Consider the following 26,324-nt stretch of genomic DNA (forward strand, 5'->3'; position numbering starts at 1 on the left):
GCATGAGCGAAGAAAATACGTACGACTCGACCAGCATCAAGGTGCTGAAAGGTTTGGATGCCGTACGCAAACGTCCCGGTATGTACATTGGCGACACCGATGACGGCAGCGGTCTGCACCACATGGTGTTCGAGGTGGTCGATAACTCCATCGACGAAGCGCTGGCCGGCCATTGCGACGACATCAGCATCATCATCCACCCGGATGAATCCATCACCGTGCGCGACAACGGTCGCGGCATCCCGGTAGATGTGCATAAAGAAGAAGGCGTTTCGGCGGCAGAGGTCATCATGACCGTGCTCCACGCCGGCGGTAAGTTCGACGACAACTCCTACAAGGTCTCCGGCGGTCTGCACGGCGTAGGTGTATCGGTAGTGAACGCCCTGTCCGAGGAGCTGATCCTCACCGTGCGCCGTAGCGGCAAGATCTGGGAACAGACCTATGTCCACGGTGTTCCGCAAGAGCGGATGAAAATCGTTGGTGACAGCGAAACCACCGGTACCCAGATCCACTTCAAGCCTTCGGCTGAAACCTTCAAGAACATCCACTTCAGCTGGGACGTCCTGGCCAAGCGGATTCGTGAGCTGTCGTTCCTCAACTCCGGTGTCGGCATCGTCCTCAAGGACGAGCGCAGCGGCAAGGAAGAGCTGTTCAAGTACGAAGGCGGCCTGCGTGCATTCGTTGAATACCTGAACACCAACAAGACTGCGGTCAACCAGGTGTTCCACTTCAACATCCAGCGTGAAGACGGCATCGGCGTGGAAATCGCCTTGCAGTGGAACGACAGCTTCAACGAGAACCTGTTGTGCTTCACCAACAATATTCCTCAGCGCGACGGCGGTACCCACCTGGTGGGCTTCCGTTCGGCCCTGACCCGTAACCTGAACAACTACATCGAGCAGGAAGGCCTGGCCAAGAAACACAAGGTCGCCACCACTGGTGACGACGCTCGTGAAGGCCTGACCGCGATCATCTCGGTGAAGGTGCCGGATCCGAAGTTCAGCTCCCAGACCAAGGACAAGCTGGTTTCTTCCGAAGTGAAGACCGCGGTCGAACAGGAAATGGGCAAGTACTTCTCCGACTTCCTGCTGGAAAACCCCAACGAAGCCAAGTTGGTGGTGGGCAAGATGATCGACGCTGCCCGCGCTCGTGAAGCGGCGCGTAAAGCCCGTGAAATGACTCGCCGCAAAGGCGCGCTGGATATCGCCGGCCTGCCGGGCAAACTGGCGGACTGCCAGGAAAAGGACCCGGCCCTGTCCGAACTCTACCTGGTGGAAGGTGACTCTGCTGGCGGCTCCGCCAAGCAGGGACGCAACCGCAAGACCCAGGCGATCCTGCCGCTCAAAGGCAAGATCCTCAACGTCGAGAAGGCGCGCTTCGACAAGATGATCTCCTCGCAAGAGGTGGGCACCCTGATCACCGCGCTGGGCTGCGGCATCGGTCGCGAAGAGTACAACATCGACAAGCTGCGTTATCACAACATCATCATCATGACCGATGCTGACGTGGACGGTTCGCACATCCGTACCTTGCTGCTGACCTTCTTCTTCCGTCAGTTGCCGGAGCTGATCGAGCGCGGCTACATCTACATCGCCCAGCCGCCGTTGTACAAGGTCAAGAAAGGCAAGCAAGAGCAATACATCAAAGACGACGACGCCATGGAAGACTACATGACCCAGTCGGCTCTGGAAGATGCCAGCCTGCACCTGAACGACGAAGCACCGGGTATCTCCGGCGCTGCGCTAGAGGCTCTGGTCAACGACTTCCGCATGGTGATGAAGACCCTCAAGCGCCTGTCGCGCCTGTACCCACAGGAGCTGACCGAGCACTTCATCTACCTGCCGGCCGTGACCATGGAGCAACTGTCCGACCACGCCGCCATGCAGGATTGGCTGGCCAAGTACGACGCCCGCCTGCGCACTTCCGAGAAGTCCGGCCTGGTCTACAAGGCCAGCCTGCGCGAAGACCGTGAACGCAATGTGTGGCTGCCAGAGGTCGAACTGATCTCCCACGGGCTGTCCAACTACGTCACCTTCAACCGCGACTTCTTCGGCAGCAACGACTACAAGACCGTGGTTTCCCTGGGCGCGCAACTGAGCACCCTGCTGGACGAAGGCGCTTATGTTCAGCGCGGCGAGCGCAAGAAAGCGGTTACCGAGTTCAAGGAAGCCCTGGACTGGCTGATGGCGGAAAGCACCAAGCGCCACACCATCCAGCGATACAAAGGTCTGGGCGAGATGAACCCTGACCAGCTGTGGGAAACCACCATGGACCCAAGCATGCGCCGCATGCTCAAGGTGACCATCGAAGACGCTATCGGCGCCGACCAGATCTTCAACACCCTGATGGGTGATGCGGTCGAGCCTCGTCGCGACTTCATCGAAAGCAACGCCTTGGCGGTGTCCAACCTGGACTTCTGATCCGGTTACGCAGCTGAAAATAAAAAAGGCCGACGCTTTGCGTTGGCCTTTTTTATTGGCAGATTGTTCAATCCCTCATCCCTAACAATTGACGTTTTTATCCGGCCCAAGGTGGTCATGGCGAATGCTCAAGAAAATCATCGAAGATGAATATGCCGGTAATCATTGCCACCCCCATGAGCGGTTAAACCCCGACTCGATGCAGGTGCTGGCCGCGTTCGATCGTCTTGATGGAAAGGCTTTCAGCTCGACGGTTTTTTTCTTCAGCGACGAGACCCTGATGCACATCGGGGGCGGTGCGGCCGATCAGTATGTCGTCTTCATTGCCCAGGACATCGATCAATCGTTGCAGACCCTGCTCAGTACAGACGGCCCTGACGATCAGCGGGTTGAATTGGTCGCGGGCGGCCAATCCGGCAGTTACCCTCGGTATCAGTGTGTGACTAAGGAACGAGCGAGGCAGGCCCTGGCTTATTTCTCGGCCTATGGCTCGGCTGATCCCGATCTGGTCTGGGAAGTGGAAGGCTAACGGACAACAAGTACGTGGACCTTGGCAGATACGAGCCGCCACCTATTCGATGAAGCACGCTTCCTCGGCGCCTGGCGTTTCAACGCTCCAGATTTGAAGGCAAGCAACGTGTCGCACGACTTTTTCTATCCGTCGGATGAGAATACGGCCCAGGTCATGCCCGATAGCGCCAGAGGTCATTTTTCCTTCGGGAAAACTTCTTTTCCGGACAGTTCATGAGGCCCCTGGCGGCGCCTCTGTGAGATGGAATGGATAACTCGACAGCACAGCTTCACAAGATCATTTTCAAGCTCACCATCGACGCCGACGGTTATCCACCGGCGGAGTATGAGTCGATGTGGGGCATTCAACGGGGGGCAGATGTCTACCAGTTGGATAACACGCCCTACTATCTCTATGGCGTGAGCAAGGGGGACTGGGTGCTGACTCGCGCTGAGACCCATGAGCGGATCGCTACCGGCGTGGTGCGGCAATCCGGGCACTCGACGCTGCGGGTTTTTGCCGAGCGCGAGTCAGAGCGCACGGGGATTGTGCAGCACCTGCGCAGCCTCGGCGCCAGCTGTACGGTTACCCGGGGCCTGTCGCTGTTCACTGTGGATATCGCGCCCGAGGTCAGTTTTTGCGCCATCGACCAATACCTGGCCTCCATCACCGACGATCAACAGGTCGCCTATGAAGATGCCTGTTTACAGCACGGGGCCATTGAGCCTGCGCGCCTGAGCGAGTGCTCTTCACTGGCCTCACTTGAGTGCGTCACCTGGCGGGATCACTAGGTGCTGTGCTGGCACCTGAGCTGCGAGACGATCCGGCCATCGAACAGGCGCGTTCGAGATGTGTTTATCGATCAGTTGACCCCGCTACGCGGCTGGGCCGGTTCGGCTCATTTCACCCTTTGTAGAAACAGCAATCGCACGGAAATGGGTTATGGATGATGAAAACCAGGAAATATCGATTCGGGTTGTCGCGGGGCGCAACAGCCGCGGCCCGGTCTATGAGCCACTGCATGTCCGGCGGATGGATGAGGACAGTTACCAGATTCTCTATTCACCAGGGCTGGCGCTGAACCTGGCCAAGGGTGACATCATCTCGATCAAGGATCCACAGGCCCCTGCCGTGGTGCTCAAGCGTGGCGGCAACTTCTGCATCCATATCTATTCGGATCACATCCCGGAAGAACACATCATGGCCCTGGCGACGGATGTGGCGAGCGAATTGGGTGGCATGCTCGACGGGCGCTACAAAGGCAATCTGACATTGTCGGTGCCGGCGCGGAACGGCATGGACAACATCGCCCTGTTCTTCAACCGCTTTCGCGAGACCACGGGCAGCGAGTGGTACTACGCCAACATCTATAAAAACCTCGATGACACCGATGACGAGACCTTGCTCGATTGGTGGCTGGCCCTATGAACGAAAGACAGCAGCTTATCTGTGAACGCTACGACCTTGCTCCCCAGGCTCCTGAGCCGATGATTGCGCTGGCCATAGGCTCCCTTGCGCAATCGCCCATCTATGGCACCCGGGTCGAGTTGCCGGAAAACGGCACGGTCAGTTGGTTTATCCACTGCGGCGAACATTCCACTGCGGTGGATTTCTACCAGCCTCTGTGTGCCGAGCATCTGCTCGAGCTGTTGCCGGAGGTGATCGATTACCTGTACCTGCCGAGCGGGACGCGTTTCATCATCGACCGCGCCGGCTATGAAGATGTCTGGCGGGACCCGGAATGATATCAAGCCGCTTTTGAAGGCAAGCAGTCAGTTGCCCTGTTCTTCAGGCGACGCGACACTTTCCAGGCGGTAGCCATAGCCGTAGATCGTCAACAGTTGCCAGCCGCGATCCGCGGTCAGCCCGAGTTTGTTGCGCAAGCGGTAGATGTGGGTATCCAGGGGCCGTGAGGAAACGATTTCCTCATGGGTCCAGAACCGTTCGTACAGGTACTCCCGGGACAGCGGCCGGCCCAGGTTGGCGAACAGGCAGCGGGCCAGGCGGTACTCGCGCTCGGTAAGGCTGATGGGAGCGCCGGCGCGGGTGACGGTCAGTTCCGCATCATCGAAGCTCAGGTCGTTGAAACTCTGCACTTCTTCACTATGGTTGCGCTGCAAGCCATGGCGGCGCAGTACCGCGTTGACCCGGGCCTTGAGTTCGTTGGGGCGAAACGGCTTGCTCAGGTAGTCGTCGGCACCGGTGTTCAGGGCCTGGACGATATCGCTCTCGGCATCGCGGCTGGTGAGCATGATGGCCGCGGGCGGCGAATCCATGTGTTCCCGGGTCCAGCGCAACAGGGACAGGCCGCTGAGGTCCGGCACTTGCCAGTCGAGGATCAGCAGGTCGAAGGTTTCCCGGCGCAACTGGCGCAGCAGGTCTTCTCCGCGCTCAAAGCTGTGCAAGGTCCAGGGCTGTTCGCCGGGGCCGGGAATCTCTCGCAGTGTCTGTTCCACCCGCGCCAGTTCCGCAGGTTCGTCATCCAGTATCGCGACACGCATGCGAGGCAGTTCCTTATGGTTCCAAGAGCGTCCGGGGCCGTGGCTGCCGGGCTCGGACTGAGGGGAAGTTTAGGCACCTGACCTGAATCTGAACAATTGTGGCGAATTGCTCTTGAGCCCCGGGTCCCTCGGTACGCTGATATCAAATAGCCGGTAAGGCGCCCGGAGCACGGGCCGTCGGGCTATTGAGCAGCACGATACCGGCTCGTACAAACAAGGAAAAGAACCATGGGGAACCTGCTCAGGAAAGGCCAGGTCGCGCTTGTCAGAATATTCAGCGGCGATGATCCGGTGCGTCTTCTCAGTTTGATGCTGGCGGCTTATCTGGGAATCAGTGCCTGTACCGTGCCAGCGTCCACAGCGGGCTGCTGTCAGCCCTCCGGCATCGGGCAATACCCGGCGTCTGCCCTGTCCGCTGGCAGTGACTCCAACCTGACCCTGGACGCCGAGCCCGTGATCGGTCGGACAGCGCTACCCACGAACCTGCAGCCACCGGCCCCGCGCTGGGTGTTCTAGAGGCCGCGGCAATGATTCTGAACAAATATTGCAAATCCGTCGCAGCTTTGCGGCCAGCGTTACATTGCTTCCCGCTGAGTGGCACACGGGGGCACCTGGAAGTGCTCCGACACAGGGAGTGTCAACCGCCAGGCTGGCGGGACAACGCGCGCTCGCGTGCGTCGTTGAAGGGGAATACAGGGAGTGCCTCCTCAGGACTTTGGGCCGGGCGACCTGTCGCTCCGGTTCCGACACAGGGACGTGTCACTTTCTTCTCGCCCTGTCCTGTTTCCGCCCTCGCCCGACCGGGTTCCTGTCTTTGGGCGACATCCCGCAGCGTTCGGCTTTCTGCCAACGATCTGCCTCAGGTATGGTGCGTAGGATTTCGCCGCGGTTTTCCCAAAGGCTCTAAGCACATCCATGAATGACCTCTGCCCTTTTCCGTCCACCGGCCGGCCTCAGGTCGCGCGTGTCGCCCTGCTGTTGGCCGGGCTGATTCTGCCGTTGTGTGCGGCACAGGCGGCTGCGCCACGGCTGCCCTATATCGATGACAACCAGCAGTGTCGTGGCCAGCCCCTGCCGGCGACGGTGGAACACCTGACCGGCGAAGCCTGGAAACTGGACGCCAAGGGACGCGAGGTGCTCCTGCAGGAAGGCATGAGCATTGATGAGAAGGAAGGGGTCAGGACCTCGCCGTCGGCCTTTGTCAGCCTGTCCCTGGGAGACGGTTCGCGGGTGGTGCTGCCTTCCAGTTCCCAAGTCACCCTGCAACTCAATAACCAATACGCCATCCCTCAGGTTGTGTTGGAGCAGGGCCAGATCGAGTCCTACGTGATCAAGCGCACCAGTGATCACGACCGCTTCCAGATCGTTACGCCGGTGGGCGTGCTGGGGGTTCGCGGTACTCACTTCCGGGTACGCAATGACGATCAGCAATCTCTGGTGGAGGTGCTCAATGGCCAGGTGGCGGTGAATCGCGAAGAGGACGCGCCGCAGCCGGGACCGCGGCGTCCGCGTCAGCGCCCTGTGGATAAACCGGCAGGCCCGGTGCCGGGTGAAGTCCAGGTCATGGCGCGCCAGGGGCTGCGGATCCAGAAACAGGGCGAGCTCAAGCCGGTGGAACTGCTGTCCGCGCCGAGGCTGCTGGGGCAGGCCGGACAGACCGGTGCCCTGCCCGTCTGGCAACTGATCCTGCAACCTTTGCCCGGGGCCAGCCGCTACCGGGCCCAGGTCGCCACCGACAAGGACTTCCTGAACATCAAGCAGGAGCAGTTCTCCAGCACCCCGCAGGTCAACTTCACCGGCTTGCAGGCATTTTTTTATCACGTGCGTCTTTCGGCGTTCGATGAGCACGGCCTGGAAGGCGAAACCGGGGTCTATGACATCTTTTATTACCCCAGGACCACCCGTGTTGAATAACGCTCCGGTGGGCCGTCCATGAGCGTGTGGCGCCGTCGGGCCGAAGGCCGTGAACCGACCCAGGCTCAGCGCCTGTTCCGCGGGCTGGTGCGGGAGTGGCTGTGGGTCAGCCTGATTCTTCTGCCGCTGACTGCGGTGTTGTCCCTGAGCCACGGCCTGGCCCTGAACAATCTGTTCTACGACAACCTGCGGCGCTTCACCCCGCTACCGGTGGACCCGCGCATCCTGCTGGTGACCATCGACGACTACAGCTTGCAGCAACTGGGGCGCTGGCCCTGGCCGCGGGCCATTCATGGCCAACTGCTGGACCGGCTGAGCGCGGCCGAGGCCAAAGGGGTGCTGTTCGATGTGATCCTCAGTGAACCCGGCAGCACGGTGGAAAACGACACCCGCCTGGCTGCCGCCCTGTGCCGGGCCGGCAATGTGTTCCTGCCGGTGCTGCGCCAGGGCGTTGCCCGCTATGGCCAGGACATTGAGGAAATCCCGCCGGTGCCGCTGCTGCGCAATTGCGCCCGCGGCCTGGGCCATATCAATGCCGAAGCGGATGCCGATGGCACGGTGCGCAGCGTGTACCTGCGCGAAGGCCCGATGCTGGCTCCCCGGGCGCAACTGACATGGCTGCTGTACCAACTGACCGAAGCCGAGCCGGCATTTCCCCATATGCCCGGGCCCGGTGAACCTCGCGTGGCCCAGGGGTGGCTGCGGTCCAACCCGGTGCGCATTCCCTTTATCAGCGCCGACGCCGGCTTTCCCAGCGTGCCCTATGTCAGCGTGCTGCGGGGCGAAGTGCCGCCGGAGCTGCTGCGCGACCGGCTGATCCTGGTGGGCTCCACGGCCCCGGGGCTGGGGGACCGCTACGTGACCCCGCAATCCGGCAGCCAGGGCACCACCCCGGGGGTGGAGATCCAGGCCAACCTGCTCAACGGCCTGCTCCAGCATCGCAGCGTGGTTGCCCTGGGCCAGTGGTCGGGGATGCTGCTGTCCATGGCCCTGACCGCTGTGTTGCTGGGCCTGTTGCTGTGGCGGCCGCGCCACGCGCTGTGGATAACCCTGGGTTGCATGGGGCTGGGCCTGGCGGGCTCGGTATTGATGCTGCGGCTGGGCTACTGGTGGTCGCCGGTGGCCAGCCTGCTGGGCATGCTGCTGGCCTACCTGATCTGGAACTGGCGCCGGCTGAGCGTGATCCTGGCCTACTTCGGCTGGGAACTGGCGCGCCTGGACAGCGAGCCCAAGGTGTTGCCGGAACGCCGGCGCAGCCAGGCCCCGGCCGGGGATGTGCTGCAGGGGCAGATCGTCGCTCTGGAGCAGGCCCTGAGCCGCACCCGGGACACCCGGCGTTTTATCGCCGATGGCCTGGAGTACCTGCCGGTGGCGACCCTGATCAGCGACCCCGACGGCAAGATCCTGCTGGCCAACCGCAATGCACGGGAAGTGTTTGCCCATTCCCTGGTGGGTGAAGGGCTGATTGCCCAGTTGGCTGCCCTGGGTTACCCGGGCCTGACGGAACCGGCCTTGTACCCCCGGCTGGAACAACTGCCGGCGGTGGAGTTCCGTGATGTTCAGCAGCGCAGCCTGCGCATGGAACTGGCGCCGCTGCTGCCGGTGGACAGCGATACCGCCATTGGCTGGCTGCTGAGCCTCACCGACCTCAGCGTCGAGCGCGACGCCGAACAGCAACGCAGCGTGCTGTTGCGCTTTCTGTCCCATGATCTGCGCGCGCCCCATTCGGCGATCCTGGCCTTGCTGGATGTGCAGCGCCATCAGCCGGCGACGCCCCGGCAGGTGTACGGCCAGATCGAACAGCAGGTACGCCGGGCCTTGGCTCTGACCGAGGCCTTCGTGCAGTTGGCCAAGGCCGAGTCGGAGGCCTACCAGTTCGAACCGAGCATGTTCGCCATGCTGGTCCTGGACGCCTTCGATCAGGCCACGACCCTAGCCCAGTTGAAGGACATTCACCTGGAGCATGACCTGGACGACGAGGCCGAAGGCCTGGTGCTGGCGGACCAGTCGCTACTGACCCGGGCGCTGTTCAACCTGCTGGAAAACGCCATCAAGTACAGCCCGGTGGAGTCCAGGGTGAGTGTTCGGGTCAGTTGTACCCCAGGCTGGCTGCGCTGCGAGATCAGCGATGAAGGCCGGGGTATCGATGCCGCGGATCTGCCCCAGCTGTTCGGCCAGTACCAGCGTTTTGCTTCGGCCAAGGGCATTGATGGCCTGGGCCTGGGCTTGTCCATGGTCAAGGCGGTGGTGGACCGGCATCAGGGCCGTATCAGTTGCCAGAGCGTGGTGGGTCGGGGCTCTTGCTTCATCCTCGAACTGCCTTTGCTGGAGGAATGAAGGGCCGGGAATATCCCAGGTGAAAAAAACCGGCTCCAAGGCCGGTTTTTTTGTCTGCTGAAAAACTTATGCACGTTTTTCCACATTTTATGAGCTTGGGAAATATATATATAAATCAGTGATTTATAATTCGATTTCAAGCCTTGTAGGAAAAGTCGTACACAGGTTATCCACAGAAGCTCATACAGCAACCTTATCCGTAGAAGTGGCCAATGGTGGCAATGAGCCCATATCCCGTTGAGCCTGTTCATTCCAGGCCGCCACCCGGTCATTGAGCTCGGCGATGGCCCGCGGGCCGCTGCCTTCGGCATACATCGGCGCGCCGATGGTCACGGTGATGGTGCCGGGGCGCTTGGCCCAGCCGGTCTTCGGCCAGAACTTGCCCGCGTTGTGGGCCACCGGCAGCACCGGGAGGTCGGCATTCACCGCCAGGGCGCTGCCGCTGCGGGAAAACTTGCCGATCTGGCCGTGGGGCACACGGGTGCCTTCAGGGAAGATCAGTACCCAGACATTGTCCTTGAGCAACTCGTCGCCCTTGCTCGCCACCTGCTTGAGGGCAGCCTTGGGGTTGTCCCGGTCAATGGCGATGGGCCGCAGCATGGCCATGGCCCAGCCGAAAAACGGCACATACAGCAGCTCGCGCTTGAGCACCTGGCTCAGGGGCTCGAAGTAGGCCGAGAGAAAGAAGGTTTCCCAGGTGCTCTGGTGATTGGAAACGATCACGCAAGGCCGCTCGGGGACGTTTTCCGCGCCCTTCACTTCCACGCGGATATTGAGGAATACCTTGGTCAGCCACAGCGCGCAGCGACACCAGTAGACGTTGATAAAGCGATAGCGCGCCTTGAATGGGAGGAACGGCGCGATAAAAAAGCTCAGGGAGCACCACAGCAAGGAACTGGTGCCCAGTAGCAGGTAAAAGAAAAAGGTTCTGATGGCCTGCAGGATCGACATAGCGGCATTTACCATTGCGGGCATTGCCCGCCTGTTAAAAAGCGCTCTCCCGAACAGTCCTTGGTCAGGATGCCAGAAGGGGCCTAATTGTGGATAAGTTCAGCGGCAACGGCCGCCAGGTCGTCAAAAATCAAGGTGCCTACCGGCAGGGTTTTCCCCAGAGTCTTTTCGCCTTTCCCGGTCTTTACCAATACTGGCTGAGAGTCGACGGCTTTTGCGGCTTCCAGGTCACCGAGACTGTCACCGACAAACCATAGACCTGTCAGTTCTGCCTGGTAATGCTCGGCAATGGTTCGCAGCATGCCCGGTTTCGGTTTGCGGCAGGCGCACCCTTCGTCGGGCCCATGGGGGCAATAGACTATCAGCCCGACTTCGCCGCCCTGCTCCGCCACCAGTTCGCGCAGGCGCGCGTGCATGGCATCGAGGGTGGCCAGGTCGTAGTAGCCGCGAGCGATGCCGGACTGGTTGGTGGCGATCGCCACCGTCCAGCCGGCCTTGCTCAACTGCGCAATGGCTTCGATCGCGCCGGGGAGCGGAATCCACTCCTGCACCGATTTGATGTAGGCATCGGAGTCGTGATTGATCACGCCGTCACGATCGAGTATCAGCAGTTTCACAGCAGTTCCCTACCTGATCAGCTCAGTACCGAAATGTCGGCCACGCCCAGGAACAGGCCCCGCAGCCGCGCCAGCAGCGCGTAGCGGTTGGCCCGTACATTGGCGTCCTCGGCATTGACCATCACCGCCTCGAAGAAGGCGTCCACCGGCTCGCGCAGGGCAGCCAGGCGGGCCAGGGTCTCGCTGTACTGGCGGGCAGCGGCCATGGGCTGTACAGCCTGGTCCGCTTGCTGGATCGCCGAGTACAGGGAGAACTCGTTGGCGTTGTCGAAGTACTTGGCTTCGATGGTGGTCGGCACATTGCCTTCGATCTTGCTCAGCAGGTTCGACACGCGCTTGTTCACCGCAGCCAGGGCGGCGGCTTCCGGCAGTTTGCGGAAGGCCTGCACGGCTTGCACGCGCTGGTCGAAGTCCAGGGCCGAACCCGGCTTCAGGGCACGCACCGAGAGGTAGGTGGCCACATCCACGCCTTCGTCTTCGTAACGGGCACGCAGGCGGTCGAAGATGAACTCCAGCACCTGGTCGGCCAGGCCGGCGGCCTTGACCTTGCTGCCGAAGGCGCTGACGGCGAAGGCCACGGCGTCGTTCAGGTCGAGGTCGAACTTCTTCTCGATCAGGATCCGCAGCACGCCCAGTGCCGCGCGACGCAGGGCGTAGGGGTCCTTGCTGCCGGTGGGCAGCATGCCGATGCCGAAGATCCCCACCAGGGTGTCCAGCTTGTCGGCGATGGCCACGGCGGCACCGGTCACGGTGCTGGGCAGCTCGGCGCCGGCGCCACGTGGCATGTACTGCTCGTTCAGGGCCAGGGCGACATCTTCCGGCTCGCCGTCATTGAGGGCGTAGTAGTAGCCGGCGATACCTTGCATCTCCGGGAACTCGCCGACCATCTCGGTGGCCAGGTCGCACTTGGACAGCAGGCCGGCGCGTGCGGCGCGCTGGGCGTCGCCGCCGATGCGCGGGGCAATGAAGGCGGCCAGCTTGGAGATCCGCTCGGCCTTGTCGTAGACGCTGCCGAGTTTTTCCTGGAAGACCACGTTCTGCAGGCGCAGGTTGAAGTCTTCGAGCTTCTGCTTCTTGTCCTGCTTGAAGAAGAACTCGGCGTCGGTCAGGCGTGGGCGCACGACTTTCTCGTTGCCCTCGATGATCTGGCGCGGGTCCTTGCTCTCGATGTTGGCCACGGTGATGAAGCGCGGCAGCAGCTTGCCGTCCACGTCCAGCAGGCAGAAGTACTTCTGGTTGTCCTGCATGGTGGTGATCAGGGCTTCCTGGGGTACTTCGAGGAAGCGTTCCTCGAACGAGCACACCAGTGGCACCGGCCATTCGACCAGGGCAGTCACTTCGTCCAGCAGGTCCGCCGGGACGATCGCCGTGCCTTCCTGCAGGGTCGCCAGTTCCGCGGTGCGCTTGCTGATCAGCTCGCGACGCTCGTTGGCGTCGGCCAGCACGTAGGCGGCACGCAGGTCGGCCAGGTAGTTGGCCGGCGCGGTGATGCGCACGCTTTGCGGGTGGTGGAAGCGGTGGCCGCGGGAGTCGCGACCGGCCTTCTGGGCGAGGATGGTGCAGTCGATGACCTCATCGCCCAGCAGCATCACCAGCCATTGAGTCGGGCGCACGAACTCTTCCTTGCGCGCGGCCCAGCGCATGCGCTTGGGAATCGGCAGGTCGTTCAGCGAATCTTCGACGATGGTCGGCAGCAGGCTGGCGGTCGGCTTGCCCTTGATGCTCTGGCTGTAGCGCAGTTTCGGGCCGCTCTGGTCGATCTCGCTGAGTTCGACGCCGCACTTCTTGGCAAAGCCCAGGGCCGCCTGGGTCGGGTTGCCTTCAGCATCGAAGGCTGCCTGGCGTGGCGGGCCGTCGAGGTTGATGCTGCGATCCGGCTGCTGGGTGGCCAGTTGGGTGATCAGCACCGCCAGGCGCCGTGGCGCGGCGTATACGTGCTTGGCCTGGAAGCTCAGGCCGGCGCTCTGCAGGCCTTTTTCGATGCCGGCCAGAAAGGCTTCGGCCAGGGTGTTCAGGGCTTTGGGTGGCAGTTCTTCAGTGCCCAGTTCAACCAGAAAATCTTGCGCACTCATTGTGCCGCCTCCAACTTAGCCAACACTTCATCACGCAGGTCCGGGGTTGCCATCGGGAAGCCCAGCTTGGCACGGGCCAGCAGGTAGGCTTGCGCAACGGAACGCGCCAGGGTGCGCACACGCAGGATGTACTGCTGGCGTGCGGTGACCGAGATAGCCCGGCGTGCATCCAGCAGGTTGAAGGTGTGCGAGGCCTTGAGGACCATTTCATAGCTCGGCAGCGGCAGTGGCTGATCCAGCTCGATCAGGCGCTTGGCTTCGCTTTCGTAGAAATCGAACAGTTCGAACAGCTTCTCGACGTTGGCGTGTTCGAAGTTGTAGGTCGACTGCTCCACTTCGTTCTGGTGGAACACATCGCCATAGGTGACCTTGCCGAACGGGCCGTCGGCCCAGACCAGGTCGTACACCGAATCCACGCCCTGCAGGTACATGGCCAGGCGTTCCAGGCCGTAGGTGATTTCACCGGTCACCGGGTAGCACTCGATGCCACCGGCTTGCTGGAAGTAGGTGAACTGAGTCACTTCCATGCCGTTGAGCCAGACTTCCCAGCCCAGGCCCCAGGCGCCCAGGGTCGGCGATTCCCAGTTGTCCTCGACGAAGCGGATGTCGTGCACCAGCGGGTCCAGGCCCACGTGCTTCAGGGAACCCAGGTACAGCTCCTGGAAGTTCTCCGGGTTGGGCTTCAAGACCACCTGGAACTGATAGTAGTGCTGCAGGCGGTTGGGGTTTTCGCCGTAGCGGCCGTCAGTCGGGCGACGACTGGGCTGCACATAAGCGGCGTTCCAGGTTTCCGGGCCGATGGCCCGCAGGAAGGTAGCGGTGTGGAAAGTGCCGGCGCCTACTTCCATATCGTAGGGCTGAAGTACCACACAACCTTGCTCGGCCCAGTACTGCTGGAGGGCGAGGATCAAGTCTTGGAAGGTACGCACGGCTGGCGTAGGCTGGCTCACGAAATTCACCTGTTACTTGGGCTGCGATTTAAGGAGCGGGAGTATACCCGATTCAGTCCTGCGCACGCCCCCTGGAGCCTTATGCCACGCTGCTTTTGGTGTTCCGAAGATCCGCTGTACATGGCTTATCACGATCAGGAGTGGGGCGTGCCGCTGCGCGATGGGCAGCGCTTGTTCGAGTTGTTATTGCTCGAAGGGTTCCAGGCCGGGCTGTCATGGATCACCGTGCTGAAGAAGCGCGAGCATTATCGCCAGGTGCTGTTCGGCTTCGATGTGCAGCGTGTGGCGCAGATGAGCGATGCCGAGATCGACGACCTGATGCAGGACCCGGGCATCATCCGCAACCGCCTCAAGCTCAACGCCGCGCGGCGCAATGCCCAGGCCTGGCTGGAGCTGGAAGACCCGGTGGCCTTTCTCTGGGCCTTCGTCGGTGGCGTGCCGAAGATCAACCATTTCAACGACCGCAGCGAAGTGCCGGCGGTGACGCCGGAGGCCGAAGCCATGAGCCGCGGCCTGCGCAAGGCCGGCTTCACTTTCGTCGGCCCGACCATCTGTTATGCGCTGATGCAGGCCTCGGGGATGGTCATGGACCACACCCTGGACTGTGATCGGTACGCCATCCTGGCCGATGCGCGGTTAGAATAGCCGGCTGGCGACACGCTTCATGACCAAGATCAGGAGTCATTTGTGGATAAGTTCAAAGGCGCCCTGCTGGTGGGTGCTCTGCGGTTGTTTGCCCTGCTGCCCTGGCGCGCGGTGCAGGCGGTCGGCGCAGCCATCGGCTGGATCATGTGGAAGACGCCCAATCGTTCCCGCGAGGTGGTGCGCATCAACCTGGCCAAGTGTTTTCCACAGATGGACCCGGCGGAACGCGAGCGCCTGGTGGGCCAGAGCCTGAAGGACATCGGCAAGTCCCTGACTGAAAGCGCCTGCGCCTGGATCTGGCCGGCCGAGCGTTCCATTGCCCTGGTGCGTGAAGTCGAGGGCCTGGAAGTACTCAAGGACGCCCTGGCCTCGGGCAAGGGCGTGGTTGGCATCACCAGCCACCTGGGCAACTGGGAAGTGCTCAACCACTTCTATTGCAGCCAGTGCAAACCGATCATTTTCTACCGTCCGCCCAAGCTCAAGGCAGTGGACGAACTGCTGCGCAAGCAGCGGGTGCAACTGGGCAACCGCGTGGCGGCTTCCACCAAGGAAGGCATCCTCAGCGTCATCAAGGAAGTGCGCAAAGGGGGGGCAGTGGGCATCCCCGCCGACCCGGAACCGGCCGAATCCGCCGGGATCTTCGTGCCCTTCTTCGCCACCCAGGCCCTGACCAGCAAGTTCGTGCCGAACATGCTGGCCGGCGGCAAGGCGGTCGGCGTGTTCCTCCATGCCCTGCGCCTGCCCGACGGCTCGGGCTACAAGGTGATCCTCGAAGCGGCGCCGGAAGACATGTACAGCACCGATACCGAAACCTCCTGCGCGGCCATGAGCAAGGTGGTCGAGCGTTATGTGGGGGCCTATCCGAGCCAGTACATGTGGAGCATGAAACGCTTCAAGAAGCGCCCGCCTGGCGAGGCGCGCTGGTACTGAGGGAGCTGGCACGATCTGTGGATAACCCCGCATCGGGAGTTATCCACAGCACACCGAACAAGGGCGCAGAAGATGTCCGATCATCGCAAGTCGTTCCGCATCAAGATTTCCCACGAAAGCATCGGCGAATGCCTGGGGCAGACCCGCAACCTGTCCGCCAGCGGCGTCTATGTACAGAGCCCGGCCCTGGCAAGACTGCCCAAGGGCGCGGTGGTCTACGGCCAGGTCCAGGGCCTGCCGGTGACGGCGCCGCGGGTGCGCATGGAAGTGGTGCAAGTGGACGCGGAAGGGATCGCCCTGCGCTACCTGTGAAATAGCCCTGTAGCCGTTGCCGAGCCCGCGAGGCTGCGAAAAGGACCAAAGGGCCTTGCTTGGCGCTCTCTTGTCGAGCCTGTGCGGGTCTTCAGAGCTAGCGAGCAGTGCATCGGAGTGCCGCCCAGCTCGTTCGCAGCCTGCAGCAGCGGCTACCGAGGAGGGGTGGGGTCAGCCTTGAGACTGGCGGTCGAGTTTTTTCAGGAACACCGTCATTTCCTTTTCCGCCTGCTTGTCGCCGTGGCCCCGGGCCGCTTCCAGGCCCTGTTCCCAGGCCTGGCGCGCTGCCGGCAGGTCGCCCTGCCCCTGGCAGGCCTTGCCCAGCAACTTCCACGCCGCGGAATACTTGGGGTCGAAGGCCACGCAACGTTGCAGGTGCTCGGCGGCCTTGGCGAAATCGCCCTGATCCAGGTAACCCTTGCCCAGGCCGAAGCGCAGCAGGGCGTTATCCACACCCTTGGCGAGCATTTTTTCCAGGGATTCAAGCATCGTTGTCACTCCTGTGGGCTCATGTAGCCGCCGCAGGTTGCGATCAGGCCCGCAGGGCCTTCGCAAGGGCAGCGCCTGCTGCGCAGTCGATCGCAGCCTTCGGCAGCGGCTACAGAGTTGTTGATCAGAAGAAGCTCAGGCCGACGTGGAACAGTTTCTCCACGTCGCGGATGTGTTTTTTATCCACAAGGAACAGGATCACGTGGTCGCCGGCTTCGATCACCGTGTCGTCGTGGGCGATCAGCACTTCTTCGTCGCGAATGATCGCGCCGATGGTGGTGCCCGGCGGCAGGCCGATGTTCTCGATGGCACGGCCGATCACCTTGCTCGACTTGGCGTCGCCGTGGGCGATGGCCTCGATGGCTTCCGCCGCGCCCCGGCGCAGGGAGTGCACGCTGACGATATCGCCGCGGCGCACGTGGGCCAGCAGCGTGCCGATGGTGGCCAGCTGCGGGCTGATGGCGATGTCGATATCGCCACCCTGGATCAGGTCGACGTAGGCCGGGTTGTTGATGATGGTCATCACCTTCTTCGCTCCCAGGCGCTTGGCCAGCAGCGAGGACATGATGTTGGCTTCGTCGTCGTTGGTCAGGGCCAGGAAGATATCGGCGTCGGCGATGTTCTCTTCCAGCAGCAGGTCGCGGTCCGAGGCGCTGCCCTGCAGCACCACGGTGCTGTCCAGGGTGTCGGAGAGGTAGCGGCAGCGGGCCGGGTTCATCTCGATGATCTTCACCTGGTAGCGGCTTTCGATGGCCTCGGCCAGGCGCTCGCCGATCTGCCCGCCACCGGCGATGACGATGCGCTTGTAGGATTCCTCCAGGCGGCGCATCTCGCTCATCACCGCGCGGATGTGGGCCTTGGCGGCGATGAAGAACACTTCGTCGTCGGCCTCGATCACCGTATCGCCCTTGGGCATGATCGGCCGGTCGCGACGGAAGATCGCCGCCACCCGGGTGTCGACGTTGGGCATGTGCTCGCGCAGCTGGCGCAGTTGCTGGCCCACCAGCGGGCCACCGTAGTAGGCCTTGACCGCCACCAGTTGCGCCTTGCCTTCGGCGAAGTCGATCACCTGCAGCGCACCGGGGTGCTCGATCAGGCGCTTGATGTAGTTGGTCACCACCTGCTCGGGGCTGATCAGCACGTCCACCGGGATCGCATCGTTGTCGAACAGCCCGGCGCGGGTCAGGTAGGCGGCTTCGCGCACCCGGGCGATCTTGGTCGGGGTGTGGAACAGGGTGTGGGCCACTTGGCAGGCGACCATGTTGGTCTCGTCGCTGTTGGTTACCGCCACCAGCATGTCGGCGTCGTCGGCGCCGGCCTGGCGCAGCACCGTCGGGAACGAGGCGCGGCCCTGCACGGTGCGGATGTCCAGGCGGTCGCCGAGGTCGCGCAGGCGTTCGCCGTCGGTGTCGACCACGGTGATATCGTTGGCTTCGCTGGCCAGGTGTTCCGCCAGCGTGCCACCCACTTGCCCGGCGCCGAGGATGATGATTTTCATCCAGTCACTCCCTTAAAACCGTTTAGCCGCGAGCTGCGGCGATCTTGATCAGCTTGGCGTAGTAGAAGCCGTCGTGGCCGCCCTCTTGCGCCAGCAACTGGCGTCCGTGGGGCTGCTTGAGGCCGGCGGCAGGCTGCCCCAGTTGGCCGCCGATGTCCAATTCACGAGCCCCCGGGGTGCGGGCCAGGAAGGCCTCGATGACCTCGGTGTTCTCGGTGGGCAGGGTCGAGCAGGTGGCGTAGAGCAGGATGCCGCCCACTTCCAGGGCCTGCCACATGGCATCCAGCAGTTCGCCTTGCAGTTGCGCCAGGGCGGCGATGTCTTCGGGCTGGCGGGTCAGCTTGATATCCGGATGGCGGCGGATCACCCCGGTGGCCGAGCATGGCGCGTCCAGCAGGATCCGCTGGAACGGCTTGCCGTCCCACCAGGCCTGGGTGTCGCGGCCATCGGCGGCGATCAATTGGGCGTCGAGCCCCAGGCGGTCGAGGTTTTCCCGTACCCGCACCAGGCGCTTGGCCTCCAGGTCCACCGCCACTACGCCGGCCAGGGCCGGTTGCACTTCGAGGATGTGGCAGGTCTTGCCGCCCGGGGCGCAGCAGGCGTCCAGCACCCGTTGCCCCGGCGCCAGTTCCAGCAGCTCGGCGGCCAGTTGCGCGGCCTCGTCCTGCACACTGATCCAGCCTTCGGCAAAGCCCGGCAGGCTGCGTACATCCAAGGCTTCGTCGAGGACGATGCCGTCCTGGCTATAGACGCAAGCCTTGGCCGCAACCCCCGCTTCGCTCAACAGCTTCAGGTAGGCATCGCGGGAGTGATGCCGGCGGTTGACCCGCAGGATCATCGGCGGGTGGGCGTTGTTGGCGGCGCAGATGGCTTCCCACTGCTCGGGCCAGAACGCCTTGAGGGATTTCTGCAACCAGCGCGGGTGTGCGGTGCGCACCACCGGGTCGTGCTCCAACTCGGCCAGCAGCGTTTCGCTTTCGCGTTGGGCGCGCCGCAGCACGGCATTGAGCAGGGCCTTGGCCCAGGGCTTTTTCAGCTTGTCGGCGCAGCCCACGGTTTCACCGATGGCGGCGTGGGCCGGAACCCGGGCGTAGAGCAACTGATAGAGGCCCACCAGCAGCAATGCTTCGACATCGGCGTCGGCTGCCTTGAACGGCTTCTGCAGCAGCTTGGCCGCCAGCGCCGACAGCCGCGGCTGCCAGCGTGCGGTGCCGAAGGCCAGGTCCTGGGTGAAGCCGCGATCACGGGCCTCGACCTTGTCCAGCTGGATCGGCAGCGAGCTGTTGAGCGAGGCCTTGCCGTTGAGCACGGCAGTCAGCGCCTTTGCGGCGGCCAGGCGCGGGTTCATTGGGCGTCCGCCGTCTGGCCGAGGACGGTGCCGATGGCGAATTTCTCGCGGCGGCTGTTGAACAGGTCGCTGAAGTTCAGCGCCTTGCCCCCGGGCAGTTGCAGGCGGGTCAGGCACAGCGCCTGCTCACCGCAGGCAACGATCAGGCCGTCCTTGCTGGCGCCGAGGATTTCCCCCGGCGCGCCCTTGCCTTCGGCCAGGGTGGCGGCCAGCACTTTCAGCGCTTCGCCATTCAAGCTGCTGTGGCAGATCGGCCAGGGGTTGAAGGCCCGCACCAGGCGCTCCAGTTCCACGGCCGGGCGGCTCCAGTCGATGCGCGCCTCGTCCTTGTTCAGCTTGTGGGCGTAAGTGGCCAGGCTGTCGTCCTGGACTTCGCCTTCCAGGGTGCCGGCGGCCAGGCCTTCGATGGCTTGCAGCACTGCGGGCGGGCCCATCTCGGCCAGGCGGTCGTGGAGGCTGCCGCCGGTATCTTCGGCGCTGATCGGGGTGCTGACCTTGAGTAGCATCGGCCCGGTATCCAGGCCGGCTTCCATGCGCATCACGGTCACCCCGCTTTGCGCGTCACCGGCTTGCACCGCACGCTGGATCGGCGCGGCACCGCGCCAGCGTGGCAACAGCGAAGCGTGGCTGTTGATGCAACCCAGGCGCGGAATATCCAGCACCGCCTGGGGCAGGATCAGGCCGTAGGCCACCACCACCATCAGGTCCGGCTTGAGCGCTGCCAGTTCGGCTTGAGCCTCGGCATTGCGCAAGGTCGGCGGTTGCAGCACGGGGATGTCGTTTTCCAGAGCAAGCTGCTTGACCGGACTGGGCATCAGCTTCTGCCCGCGCCCCGCCGGACGGTCCGGCTGGGTGTAGACCGCAACGATCTGGTAAGGGCTGTCGAGCAGGGCCTTGAGGTGTTCGGCGGCGAATTCGGGGGTGCCGGCAAAGACGATGCGCAGTGGCTCAGTCATGGGAATTCTCGATGTTAAACATTCGGAAAAGAAAAAGGCTTGCCGTGCAGGCTGAGTGAAAACTGCTGCGTTCGGCAAGACTGCGTTAAAAACAGGCTCGGAATGCTCATTTAGGGGCCTAAACTCCGCTTCCTCGCCTGTTTTTGCCTTGTCTTGCTCTCACTCGCGACGTTTTCACTCAGCCTGCTTGGCAAGCCTTTGCAAGACGGTCATCAAGCCTGCTGGCGATGCTGCTTTTCCAGCTTCTTCTTGATCCGGTCACGCTTGAGCGTGGACAGGTAGTCGACGAACAACTTGCCGTTCAGGTGGTCGCATTCGTGCTGGATGCACACGGCGAGCAAACCTTCGGCGATCAGTTCGTAGGGCTGGCCGTCGCGGTCCAGGGCCTTGATCTTGACCCGTTGCGGGCGGTCGACGTTTTCGTAGAAGCCCGGTACCGAAAGGCAGCCTTCCTGGTACTGGTCCATCTCGTCGGTCAGGGCTTCGAACTCGGGGTTGATGAACACCCGTGGTTCGCTGCGGTCTTCGGACAGGTCCATGACCACCACGCGTTTGTGCACGTTGACCTGGGTCGCCGCCAGACCGATGCCTGGGGCCTCATACATTGTTTCAAACATGTCGTCGACCAACTGACGCACTTCGTCGTCCACTACGGCCACTGGTTTGGCGATAGTGCGCAGGCGCGGATCAGGGAATTCGAGGATGTTTAAAATGGCCATAAGCGTAATTGCTACACGTGTGAAGTAAGGGCGGAGTCGGCGTCCGCGCAGGTTCTGGACCTGGGCCGCCGGTGCAAAACGTGCTCTGGGATGGAGCGAGCCGTGCAGGCTCTGGCGTTTCACGCGAACGCACATAATAAAGGGATTCAGCCCATGAGGAAATCACTGTTCGCCCTGCTGCTGGCGGGCTGGACCGCCATCGGCCAGGCCCAGGTGCAACTGCGGGACAGTTATCCACAGCACTATCGGGTGCAGCCGGGCGATACCCTGTGGAGCGTCGCCAGCCTGTATCTGCAGCAGCCCTGGCAATGGCGCGAGCTCTGGCCGGCGGGCTTCGCCGGGCAGATCTTCCCCGGCGACCGCCTGCAACTGGTGCGCAATGACGGCCCGCCACGCCTGCAGCTGGAGCGACCAGCGGCGCCGCCGACGGTCAAGCTCGCGCCCCAGGCCCGGCGCCTGCCCCCTGCCCCGATTCCGAGCATCCCCCTGCAAGCGATCAGCAGCTTCTTGCTGGACAACCGCATCGTCGATCAGCCCGGGGCCCTGGAGCAGGCGCCGTATATCGTGGCCGGCGAGGGCGAGCGGGTGCTGGGTGGCATGGGCGACCGGCTTTTCGCCCGTGGCCGGCTGGACCCAGAGCAGCCGGTCTATGAGCTGTTCCGCCAGGGCAAGGTCTACCGCGACCCCCTGAGCCAGGAACTGCTGGGGGTCAACGCCGACGCCATTGGCAGCGCCCGGGTGGTGGCGAGCGAAGGTGACCTGGCCACCCTCGCCTTGCAGAGCAGCAACCAGGAAGTGCGCCTGGGTGATCGCTTGCTGGCCGCCGATACCTCGGGGTTGCCGGGCTCCTTCAGCCCCAGTGCCCCGCAACGGCCGGTGGAAGGGCTAATCATCGACGTGCCCCGAGGGGTCACCCAGATCGGCGCCCTGGATGTGGTGACCCTCAACCGCGGGCGCCGCGACGGGCTGCTGGAGGGCAACGTGCTGGCGGTGATCAAGACCGGGGAAACCGTACGCGACCGGCAAACCGGCGAGCCGCTGAAAATCCCCGACGAGGCGGCCGGCTGGCTGATGGTGTTCCGCAGCTACGACAGGCTCAGCTACGGATTGGTACTCAAGGCCACGCGTTCGCTGGCGGTGCTGGACAAGGTCCGCAACCCCTGAGGAAGATCTTTCCTCAACAAGTTACCAACAGAGTTATCCACAGCTTGTTCCAGCTCAGGCTGGAGCCCTGACGATCAAGGATGATCCATGTCGAACTCGATGAGCGGCAGCATTTCCCCGGCAGAACTGGAAGCTCGATTGCGCTTGCACGTCCTGCCCGAACTCGGGCCGATGCGTTTTCAGCGCCTGCTTCAGGCATTCGGTTGCGCTTCTAAAGCACTCCGTGCCCCGGCCAGTGCCTGGCGTTCCCTGGACCTGCCGCCGGCCTGCAGCGAGGCCCGGCGCAGCCCCCAGGTGCGCGACGGCGCCCGTCGCGCATTGGCCTGGATAGATAGCCAGGCCCAGCATTTGCTGATGTGGGACCAGCCCGGCTACCCGCCTTTGCTGGCGCAACTCGAGGATGCGCCACCGCTGCTGTTCGTGGCCGGCGACCCCTCGATTCTCGAACGGCCGCAGTTGGCGATGGTGGGCAGCCGTCGTGCATCGCGACCGGGGCTGGACACCGCCGGGGCCTTTTCCCGCAGCCTGGCCCGTGCCGGTTTTGTCATCACCAGCGGTCTGGCCCTGGGCGTCGATGGCGCTGCCCATCAGGCGGCCCTGGATGTTGGCGGGCGTACCGTGGGCGTGCTGGGCACTGGCCTGGAAAATTTTTATCCACAGCGGCACCGGGCCCTGGCCAGGGCCATGATCGACCAGGGCAGCGCGGTGGTTTCCGAGTTCCCTCTGGACACCCCGGCGCGTGCGGAACACTTCCCCCGGCGCAATCGAATCATCAGTGGCCTGGCCCTGGGCGTGCTGGTGGTGGAGGCCAGCGTCGCCAGCGGTTCGCTGATTACCGCGCGGCTGGCGGCGGAGCAAGGCCGCGAGGTGTATGCCATCCCCGGTTCTATCCACCACCCCGGTGCCCGGGGCTGCCACCAGTTGATCCGCGACGGCGCGGTGCTGGTGGAAAGCGTGCAGCACATCCTGGAGACCCTGGCCGGCTGGCAGAACCTGCCGCCCAGCGCCTCGCTGCCGACAGCGGCCTGTACCCACCCGTTGCTGGCCTTGCTGCATGCGGCGCCCCACAGCAGCGAAGCCTTGGCCAGCGCCAGCGGCTGGCCCCTGCCCCGGGTGCTGGCGGCCCTGACCGAGCTGGAGATCGAAGGCCGTGCGGTCCATGAAAATGGGCGTTGGTATGCGCGTCTGAGCTAGGTTTTATAAGCAGGATGGGTAAACTGCGCACAGCTTTTATCTGGAGAGTCGGCAATGGTCAGCAGTTGGCGCGTGCAGCAAGCCGCACGAGAGATTCGCGCAGGGGCGGTGATTGCCTATCCAACCGAAGCGGTCTGGGGCCTGGGGTGCGATCCGTGGAATGAAGAGGCGGTGGATCGTCTGCTGGCGATCAAGTCACGGTCGGTGGACAAGGGCCTGATCCTGATCGCTGACAACATCCATCAGTTCGATTTCCTCTTCGAGGACTTCCCGGACACCTGGATCGATCGCATGTCCAGCACCTGGCCGGGGCCCAATACCTGGTTGGTGCCCCATCAGAACCTGTTGCCCGAGTGGGTCACCGGGGTCCATGACACGGTGGCGCTGCGGGTCAGCGACCATCCGCTGGTGCGTGAACTGTGCTCCCTGGTGGGCCCGCTGATTTCCACCTCGGCCAACCCCCAGGGGCGCCCGGCGGCGCGCACGCGGCTGCGCATCGAGCAGTATTTCCGTGGGCAACTGGATCTGGTCCTCAGTGGCAGCCTGGGCGGGCGCAAGAACCCGAGCCTGATCCGTGACCTGGCTACCGGCAAGGTAGTTCGGCCTTCCTGAAGCGCTTCGCCGGCAAGCCGGCTCCTACGATACTCGGTAGGAACCGGCTTGCCGGCGAAGGCGTTCAAGGCAGCAGCACAGTCGAGCCAGTCGTGCGTCGCGCCGACAGTTCGATATGGGCCTTGGCCGCATCCGCCAGGGCGAAGCGCTGGCCAATCTCGATCTTCAGCTTGCCGCTGGCAATCATGCCGAACAGGTCGTCGGCCATGCGCTGCAGGTTCTCGGCATTGTTGGCGTAGCTGGCCAGGGTCGGCCGGGTCACGTACAGCGAGCCCTTGGCCGAGAGAATCCCCAGGTTGACCCCGTCCACTGCGCCAGAGGCGTTGCCGAAGCTGACCATCAGCCCGCGTGGGGCCAGGCAATCCAGGGAGGTCAGCCAGGTGTCCTTGCCCACGCCGTCGTAGACCACCGGGCACTTCTTCCCGCCGGTCAGTTCCAGCACTCGCTGGGCCACGTCTTCATGGCTGTAGTCGATGGTTTCCCAGGCGCCCAGGGCCTTGGCGATGGCGGCCTTTTCCGGCGAGCTGACGGTGCCGATCAGCTTTACCCCGAGGGCCTTGGCCCACTGGCAGGCCAGGGAGCCGACACCGCCGGCAGCGGCGTGGAACAGCACGGTTTCGCCGCCCTGGAGTTCATAGGTCTGGCGCAGCAGGTACTGCACGGTCAGGCCCTTGAGCATGACCCCGGCGGCCTGTTCGAAGCTGATGGCGTCCGGCAGGCGTACCAGGTTGGCTTCGGGCAGCACATGCACATCGCTGTAGGCCCCCAGTGGGCCGCTGCCGTAAGCCACGCGGTCGCCGACCTTGAAACGGGTCACGGCACTGCCTACGGCCTCGACCACGCCCGCGCCTTCGGCCCCCAGGCCTGAAGGCAGGGCGGGCGGTGCGTAGAGACCGCTGCGGAAATAGGTGTCGATGAAGTTCAGGCCGATGGCCTTGTTGCTGACGCGAACCTGTTGCGGGCCCGGTTCCGCCGGTTGGTAATCCACATATTCGAGCACTTCGGGGCCGCCATGGGCGCGGAACTGGATACGTTTGGCCATCTGCATTCTCTCCTCGGACGTGTCGTGAAAGTGCTCTATCGGACTCCTCTGCTTGACCTTCGTCAACTGCGGAGCGCCCCGGCGCGGTGTTATGCTACGCGCCCATTTGCGCCGGCCCGTGCTCCATCCCTAGCGCCGCGTAGCTTTGCCCGATTCAAGGTGATGCCATGACTACCCGCACCGAGGCCGTGAAAGCCTACCTGCTCGACCTGCAAGACCGCATTTGCGCTGCACTGGAAACCGAAGACGGTGGCGCACGCTTCATCGAGGACGCCTGGACCCGGCCTGCCGGTGGTGGCGGGCGTACCCGGGTGATCGGCGACGGTGCAGTGATCGAAAAGGGTGGGGTGAACTTCTCCCATGTATTCGGCAGCGGCCTGCCGCCATCGGCCAGTGCCCACCGGCCCGAGCTGGCCGGCCGTGGCTTCGAGGCCCTGGGCGTGTCCCTGGTGATCCACCCGCACAACCCCCATGTGCCGACTTCCCACGCCAACGTGCGGTTCTTCATCGCCGAGAAGGAAGGCGAAGAGCCGGTCTGGTGGTTCGGCGGCGGTTTCGACCTGACCCCCTACTACGGCAACATCGATGACTGCGTGCACTGGCACCGGGTTGCCGAGCGGGCCTGCGCGCCCTTCGGTGCCGATGTCTACCCGCGCTACAAGGCCTGGTGCGACAGCTATTTCCACATCAAGCACCGCAATGAACCGCGGGGCATCGGCGGCCTGTTCTTCGACGATCTGAACGAATGGGACTTCGACACCAGTTTCGCCTTCATGCGCGCCATCGGCGACGCCTACATCGAGGCCTACCTGCCCATCGTCCAGCGCCGCAAGGCCGCGGCCTACACCGCGCAGCAGCGGGAATTCCAGGAATTCCGCCGGGGCCGCTACGTGGAGTTCAACCTGGTCTACGACCGTGGCACCCTGTTCGGCCTGCAATCGGGCGGGCGCACCGAGTCGATCCTCATGTCGCTGCCGCCACAAGTGCGCTGGGGCTATGACTGGAAGGCCGAGCCGGGCAGCGAAGAAGCGCGCCTGACCGAATACTTCCTGCAGGATCGCGACTGGCTGGCAGCCAGCAACTAAACCGCACGCCACTGTGTAGAAGCCGGCTTGCCGGCGAAAAGGCCTTCAGGCGGATGC

General features: G+C 63.3%; 26 protein-coding genes. 15 read left to right on the plus strand and 11 right to left on the minus strand.

Annotation, left to right across the window (positions count from 1 at the left end):
* The first annotated feature begins 2 nt into the window (after positions 1-2).
* The 5 genes from gyrB (at position 3) to AC1RGE_RS24630 (ending at position 4,676) form a co-directional block, all read left to right on the plus strand.
* Complete coding sequence (gyrB, locus tag AC1RGE_RS24610; RefSeq protein ID WP_492585171.1) at positions 3-2,420, plus strand: DNA topoisomerase (ATP-hydrolyzing) subunit B; 2,418 nt, start codon at positions 3-5, stop codon at positions 2,418-2,420.
* A gap of 124 nt (positions 2,421-2,544) precedes the next feature.
* Positions 2,545-2,949 carry an Imm1 family immunity protein gene (locus AC1RGE_RS24615; protein WP_492585173.1) on the plus strand — a complete coding sequence of 135 codons (405 nt, stop codon included), beginning with the start codon at positions 2,545-2,547 and terminating at the stop codon, positions 2,947-2,949.
* 248 nt (positions 2,950-3,197) lie between these two features.
* Positions 3,198-3,722 carry a DUF4265 domain-containing protein gene (locus AC1RGE_RS24620; protein WP_492585175.1) on the plus strand — a complete coding sequence of 175 codons (525 nt, stop codon included), beginning with the start codon at positions 3,198-3,200 and terminating at the stop codon, positions 3,720-3,722.
* Positions 3,723-3,873: 151 nt separating this feature from the next.
* Positions 3,874-4,359, plus strand: coding sequence for a DUF4265 domain-containing protein (locus AC1RGE_RS24625; protein WP_492585176.1), 486 nt, complete (start codon positions 3,874-3,876; stop codon positions 4,357-4,359).
* Entirely contained in the window at positions 4,356-4,676 is a 321-nt protein-coding gene (locus tag AC1RGE_RS24630; RefSeq protein ID WP_169892327.1) for an immunity protein Imm33 domain-containing protein, read from the plus strand. The genes AC1RGE_RS24625 and AC1RGE_RS24630 overlap by 4 nt, the downstream gene beginning before the upstream one ends.
* Before the next feature lie 27 nt (positions 4,677-4,703).
* On the opposite strand, the gene AC1RGE_RS24635 is transcribed toward AC1RGE_RS24630, so the two are convergent.
* Complete coding sequence (locus AC1RGE_RS24635; protein ID WP_492585178.1) at positions 4,704-5,432, minus strand: response regulator transcription factor; 729 nt, start codon at positions 5,430-5,432, stop codon at positions 4,704-4,706.
* Between the two features lie 228 nt (positions 5,433-5,660).
* Between AC1RGE_RS24635 and AC1RGE_RS24640 the strand changes: the two genes are divergently transcribed.
* The 3 genes from AC1RGE_RS24640 (at position 5,661) to AC1RGE_RS24650 (ending at position 9,683) form a co-directional block, all read left to right on the plus strand.
* Positions 5,661-5,948, plus strand: coding sequence for a hypothetical protein (locus AC1RGE_RS24640; RefSeq protein ID WP_492585180.1), 288 nt, complete (start codon positions 5,661-5,663; stop codon positions 5,946-5,948).
* A gap of 399 nt (positions 5,949-6,347) precedes the next feature.
* Positions 6,348-7,346, plus strand: coding sequence for a FecR family protein (locus tag AC1RGE_RS24645; RefSeq protein WP_011058399.1), 999 nt, complete (start codon positions 6,348-6,350; stop codon positions 7,344-7,346).
* An 18-nt stretch (positions 7,347-7,364) separates the two neighbouring features.
* Positions 7,365-9,683 (plus strand): CHASE2 domain-containing protein, encoded by a 2,319-nt coding sequence (locus AC1RGE_RS24650; RefSeq protein ID WP_011058400.1) that lies wholly within the window; start codon positions 7,365-7,367, stop codon positions 9,681-9,683.
* 180 nt (positions 9,684-9,863) lie between these two features.
* Here the strand turns inward: AC1RGE_RS24650 and AC1RGE_RS24655 are convergent, their stop codons facing one another.
* The 4 genes from AC1RGE_RS24655 to glyQ all read right to left on the minus strand — a co-directional run bounded on the left by AC1RGE_RS24655 (position 9,864) and on the right by glyQ (position 14,273).
* Complete coding sequence (locus AC1RGE_RS24655) at positions 9,864-10,634, minus strand: lysophospholipid acyltransferase family protein (protein WP_011058401.1); 771 nt, start codon at positions 10,632-10,634, stop codon at positions 9,864-9,866.
* A gap of 83 nt (positions 10,635-10,717) precedes the next feature.
* Positions 10,718-11,251 carry a D-glycero-beta-D-manno-heptose 1,7-bisphosphate 7-phosphatase gene (gmhB, locus tag AC1RGE_RS24660; protein ID WP_011058402.1) on the minus strand — a complete coding sequence of 178 codons (534 nt, stop codon included), beginning with the start codon at positions 11,249-11,251 and terminating at the stop codon, positions 10,718-10,720.
* A gap of 17 nt (positions 11,252-11,268) precedes the next feature.
* Entirely contained in the window at positions 11,269-13,323 is a 2,055-nt protein-coding gene (gene glyS / locus AC1RGE_RS24665) for a glycine--tRNA ligase subunit beta (protein ID WP_015633612.1), read from the minus strand.
* Positions 13,320-14,273 carry a glycine--tRNA ligase subunit alpha gene (gene glyQ, locus AC1RGE_RS24670; RefSeq protein ID WP_003177094.1) on the minus strand — a complete coding sequence of 318 codons (954 nt, stop codon included), beginning with the start codon at positions 14,271-14,273 and terminating at the stop codon, positions 13,320-13,322. The genes glyS and glyQ overlap by 4 nt, the downstream gene beginning before the upstream one ends.
* A gap of 81 nt (positions 14,274-14,354) precedes the next feature.
* Between glyQ and AC1RGE_RS24675 the strand changes: the two genes are divergently transcribed.
* From AC1RGE_RS24675 to AC1RGE_RS24685, 3 genes are all read left to right on the plus strand, one after another.
* Positions 14,355-14,918: a DNA-3-methyladenine glycosylase I gene (locus AC1RGE_RS24675; protein ID WP_011058404.1), complete on the plus strand. Its 564-nt coding sequence runs from the start codon at positions 14,355-14,357 to the stop codon at positions 14,916-14,918.
* Between the two features lie 42 nt (positions 14,919-14,960).
* Complete coding sequence (locus AC1RGE_RS24680; RefSeq protein ID WP_011058405.1) at positions 14,961-15,848, plus strand: lysophospholipid acyltransferase; 888 nt, start codon at positions 14,961-14,963, stop codon at positions 15,846-15,848.
* A 72-nt stretch (positions 15,849-15,920) separates the two neighbouring features.
* Positions 15,921-16,160, plus strand: a complete 240-nt coding sequence (locus AC1RGE_RS24685; protein WP_011058406.1) for a PilZ domain-containing protein — start codon at positions 15,921-15,923, stop codon at positions 16,158-16,160.
* 171 nt (positions 16,161-16,331) lie between these two features.
* Here AC1RGE_RS24685 and AC1RGE_RS24690 read toward each other — a convergent pair whose 3' ends face one another.
* The 5 genes from AC1RGE_RS24690 to def form a co-directional block, all read right to left on the minus strand.
* Entirely contained in the window at positions 16,332-16,649 is a 318-nt protein-coding gene (locus tag AC1RGE_RS24690) for a tetratricopeptide repeat protein (protein WP_011058407.1), read from the minus strand.
* A 124-nt stretch (positions 16,650-16,773) separates the two neighbouring features.
* On the minus strand, positions 16,774-18,147 hold the full coding sequence (gene trkA, locus AC1RGE_RS24695) for a Trk system potassium transporter TrkA (protein ID WP_011058408.1): 1,374 nt from the start codon (positions 18,145-18,147) through the stop codon (positions 16,774-16,776).
* A 22-nt stretch (positions 18,148-18,169) separates the two neighbouring features.
* Positions 18,170-19,495, minus strand: coding sequence for a 16S rRNA (cytosine(967)-C(5))-methyltransferase RsmB (rsmB, locus tag AC1RGE_RS24700; RefSeq protein ID WP_011058409.1), 1,326 nt, complete (start codon positions 19,493-19,495; stop codon positions 18,170-18,172).
* Positions 19,492-20,451, minus strand: coding sequence for a methionyl-tRNA formyltransferase (gene fmt, locus AC1RGE_RS24705; RefSeq protein WP_011058410.1), 960 nt, complete (start codon positions 20,449-20,451; stop codon positions 19,492-19,494). The genes rsmB and fmt overlap by 4 nt, the downstream gene beginning before the upstream one ends.
* Positions 20,452-20,663: 212 nt before the next feature.
* Positions 20,664-21,170, minus strand: a complete 507-nt coding sequence (gene def, locus AC1RGE_RS24710; protein ID WP_011058411.1) for a peptide deformylase — start codon at positions 21,168-21,170, stop codon at positions 20,664-20,666.
* 153 nt (positions 21,171-21,323) lie between these two features.
* On the opposite strand from def, the gene AC1RGE_RS24715 reads away from it, so the two are divergent.
* The 3 genes from AC1RGE_RS24715 to tsaC all read left to right on the plus strand — a co-directional run bounded on the left by AC1RGE_RS24715 (position 21,324) and on the right by tsaC (position 24,140).
* The gene (locus AC1RGE_RS24715) at positions 21,324-22,334 is read left to right on the plus strand and encodes a LysM peptidoglycan-binding domain-containing protein (RefSeq protein WP_072443353.1); all 1,011 of its coding nucleotides are present in this window, start codon (positions 21,324-21,326) and stop codon (positions 22,332-22,334) included.
* Positions 22,335-22,421: 87 nt separating this feature from the next.
* Entirely contained in the window at positions 22,422-23,528 is a 1,107-nt protein-coding gene (gene dprA, locus AC1RGE_RS24720) for a DNA-processing protein DprA (RefSeq protein ID WP_346625137.1), read from the plus strand.
* A gap of 54 nt (positions 23,529-23,582) precedes the next feature.
* On the plus strand, positions 23,583-24,140 hold the full coding sequence (tsaC, locus tag AC1RGE_RS24725; RefSeq protein WP_011058414.1) for an L-threonylcarbamoyladenylate synthase type 1 TsaC: 558 nt from the start codon (positions 23,583-23,585) through the stop codon (positions 24,138-24,140).
* Between the two features lie 64 nt (positions 24,141-24,204).
* Here the strand turns inward: tsaC and AC1RGE_RS24730 are convergent, their stop codons facing one another.
* A complete protein-coding gene (locus tag AC1RGE_RS24730; RefSeq protein ID WP_026020270.1) occupies positions 24,205-25,182 on the minus strand; it encodes an NADPH:quinone reductase in 978 nt (325 codons plus the stop codon).
* A 167-nt stretch (positions 25,183-25,349) separates the two neighbouring features.
* Here AC1RGE_RS24730 and hemF point away from each other — a divergent pair, with 167 nt between their 5' ends.
* Positions 25,350-26,267 carry an oxygen-dependent coproporphyrinogen oxidase gene (gene hemF, locus AC1RGE_RS24735; RefSeq protein ID WP_011058416.1) on the plus strand — a complete coding sequence of 306 codons (918 nt, stop codon included), beginning with the start codon at positions 25,350-25,352 and terminating at the stop codon, positions 26,265-26,267.
* The last annotated feature ends 57 nt before the right edge of the window (positions 26,268-26,324 follow it).

It is taken from the genome of Pseudomonas sp. GW823-FHT02C05, assembly GCF_058797595.1.

Coding starts and splice junctions, on each gene's coding strand:
- gyrB (WP_492585171.1), top strand. CDS start 3: ATGAGCGAAGAAAATACGTACGACTCGACCAGCATCAAGGTGCTGAAA.
- AC1RGE_RS24615 (WP_492585173.1), top strand. CDS start 2,545: ATGCTCAAGAAAATCATCGAAGATGAATATGCCGGTAATCATTGCCAC.
- AC1RGE_RS24620 (WP_492585175.1), top strand. CDS start 3,198: ATGGATAACTCGACAGCACAGCTTCACAAGATCATTTTCAAGCTCACC.
- AC1RGE_RS24625 (WP_492585176.1), top strand. CDS start 3,874: ATGGATGATGAAAACCAGGAAATATCGATTCGGGTTGTCGCGGGGCGC.
- AC1RGE_RS24630 (WP_169892327.1), top strand. CDS start 4,356: ATGAACGAAAGACAGCAGCTTATCTGTGAACGCTACGACCTTGCTCCC.
- AC1RGE_RS24635 (WP_492585178.1), bottom strand. CDS start 5,432: ATGCGTGTCGCGATACTGGATGACGAACCTGCGGAACTGGCGCGGGTG.
- AC1RGE_RS24640 (WP_492585180.1), top strand. CDS start 5,661: ATGGGGAACCTGCTCAGGAAAGGCCAGGTCGCGCTTGTCAGAATATTC.
- AC1RGE_RS24645 (WP_011058399.1), top strand. CDS start 6,348: ATGAATGACCTCTGCCCTTTTCCGTCCACCGGCCGGCCTCAGGTCGCG.
- AC1RGE_RS24650 (WP_011058400.1), top strand. CDS start 7,365: ATGAGCGTGTGGCGCCGTCGGGCCGAAGGCCGTGAACCGACCCAGGCT.
- AC1RGE_RS24655 (WP_011058401.1), bottom strand. CDS start 10,634: ATGTCGATCCTGCAGGCCATCAGAACCTTTTTCTTTTACCTGCTACTG.
- glyS (WP_015633612.1), bottom strand. CDS start 13,323: ATGAGTGCGCAAGATTTTCTGGTTGAACTGGGCACTGAAGAACTGCCA.
- AC1RGE_RS24675 (WP_011058404.1), top strand. CDS start 14,355: ATGCCACGCTGCTTTTGGTGTTCCGAAGATCCGCTGTACATGGCTTAT.
- AC1RGE_RS24685 (WP_011058406.1), top strand. CDS start 15,921: ATGTCCGATCATCGCAAGTCGTTCCGCATCAAGATTTCCCACGAAAGC.
- AC1RGE_RS24690 (WP_011058407.1), bottom strand. CDS start 16,649: ATGCTTGAATCCCTGGAAAAAATGCTCGCCAAGGGTGTGGATAACGCC.
- trkA (WP_011058408.1), bottom strand. CDS start 18,147: ATGAAAATCATCATCCTCGGCGCCGGGCAAGTGGGTGGCACGCTGGCG.
- rsmB (WP_011058409.1), bottom strand. CDS start 19,495: ATGAACCCGCGCCTGGCCGCCGCAAAGGCGCTGACTGCCGTGCTCAAC.
- fmt (WP_011058410.1), bottom strand. CDS start 20,451: ATGACTGAGCCACTGCGCATCGTCTTTGCCGGCACCCCCGAATTCGCC.
- def (WP_011058411.1), bottom strand. CDS start 21,170: ATGGCCATTTTAAACATCCTCGAATTCCCTGATCCGCGCCTGCGCACT.
- AC1RGE_RS24715 (WP_072443353.1), top strand. CDS start 21,324: ATGAGGAAATCACTGTTCGCCCTGCTGCTGGCGGGCTGGACCGCCATC.
- dprA (WP_346625137.1), top strand. CDS start 22,422: ATGTCGAACTCGATGAGCGGCAGCATTTCCCCGGCAGAACTGGAAGCT.
- tsaC (WP_011058414.1), top strand. CDS start 23,583: ATGGTCAGCAGTTGGCGCGTGCAGCAAGCCGCACGAGAGATTCGCGCA.
- AC1RGE_RS24730 (WP_026020270.1), bottom strand. CDS start 25,182: ATGGCCAAACGTATCCAGTTCCGCGCCCATGGCGGCCCCGAAGTGCTC.
- hemF (WP_011058416.1), top strand. CDS start 25,350: ATGACTACCCGCACCGAGGCCGTGAAAGCCTACCTGCTCGACCTGCAA.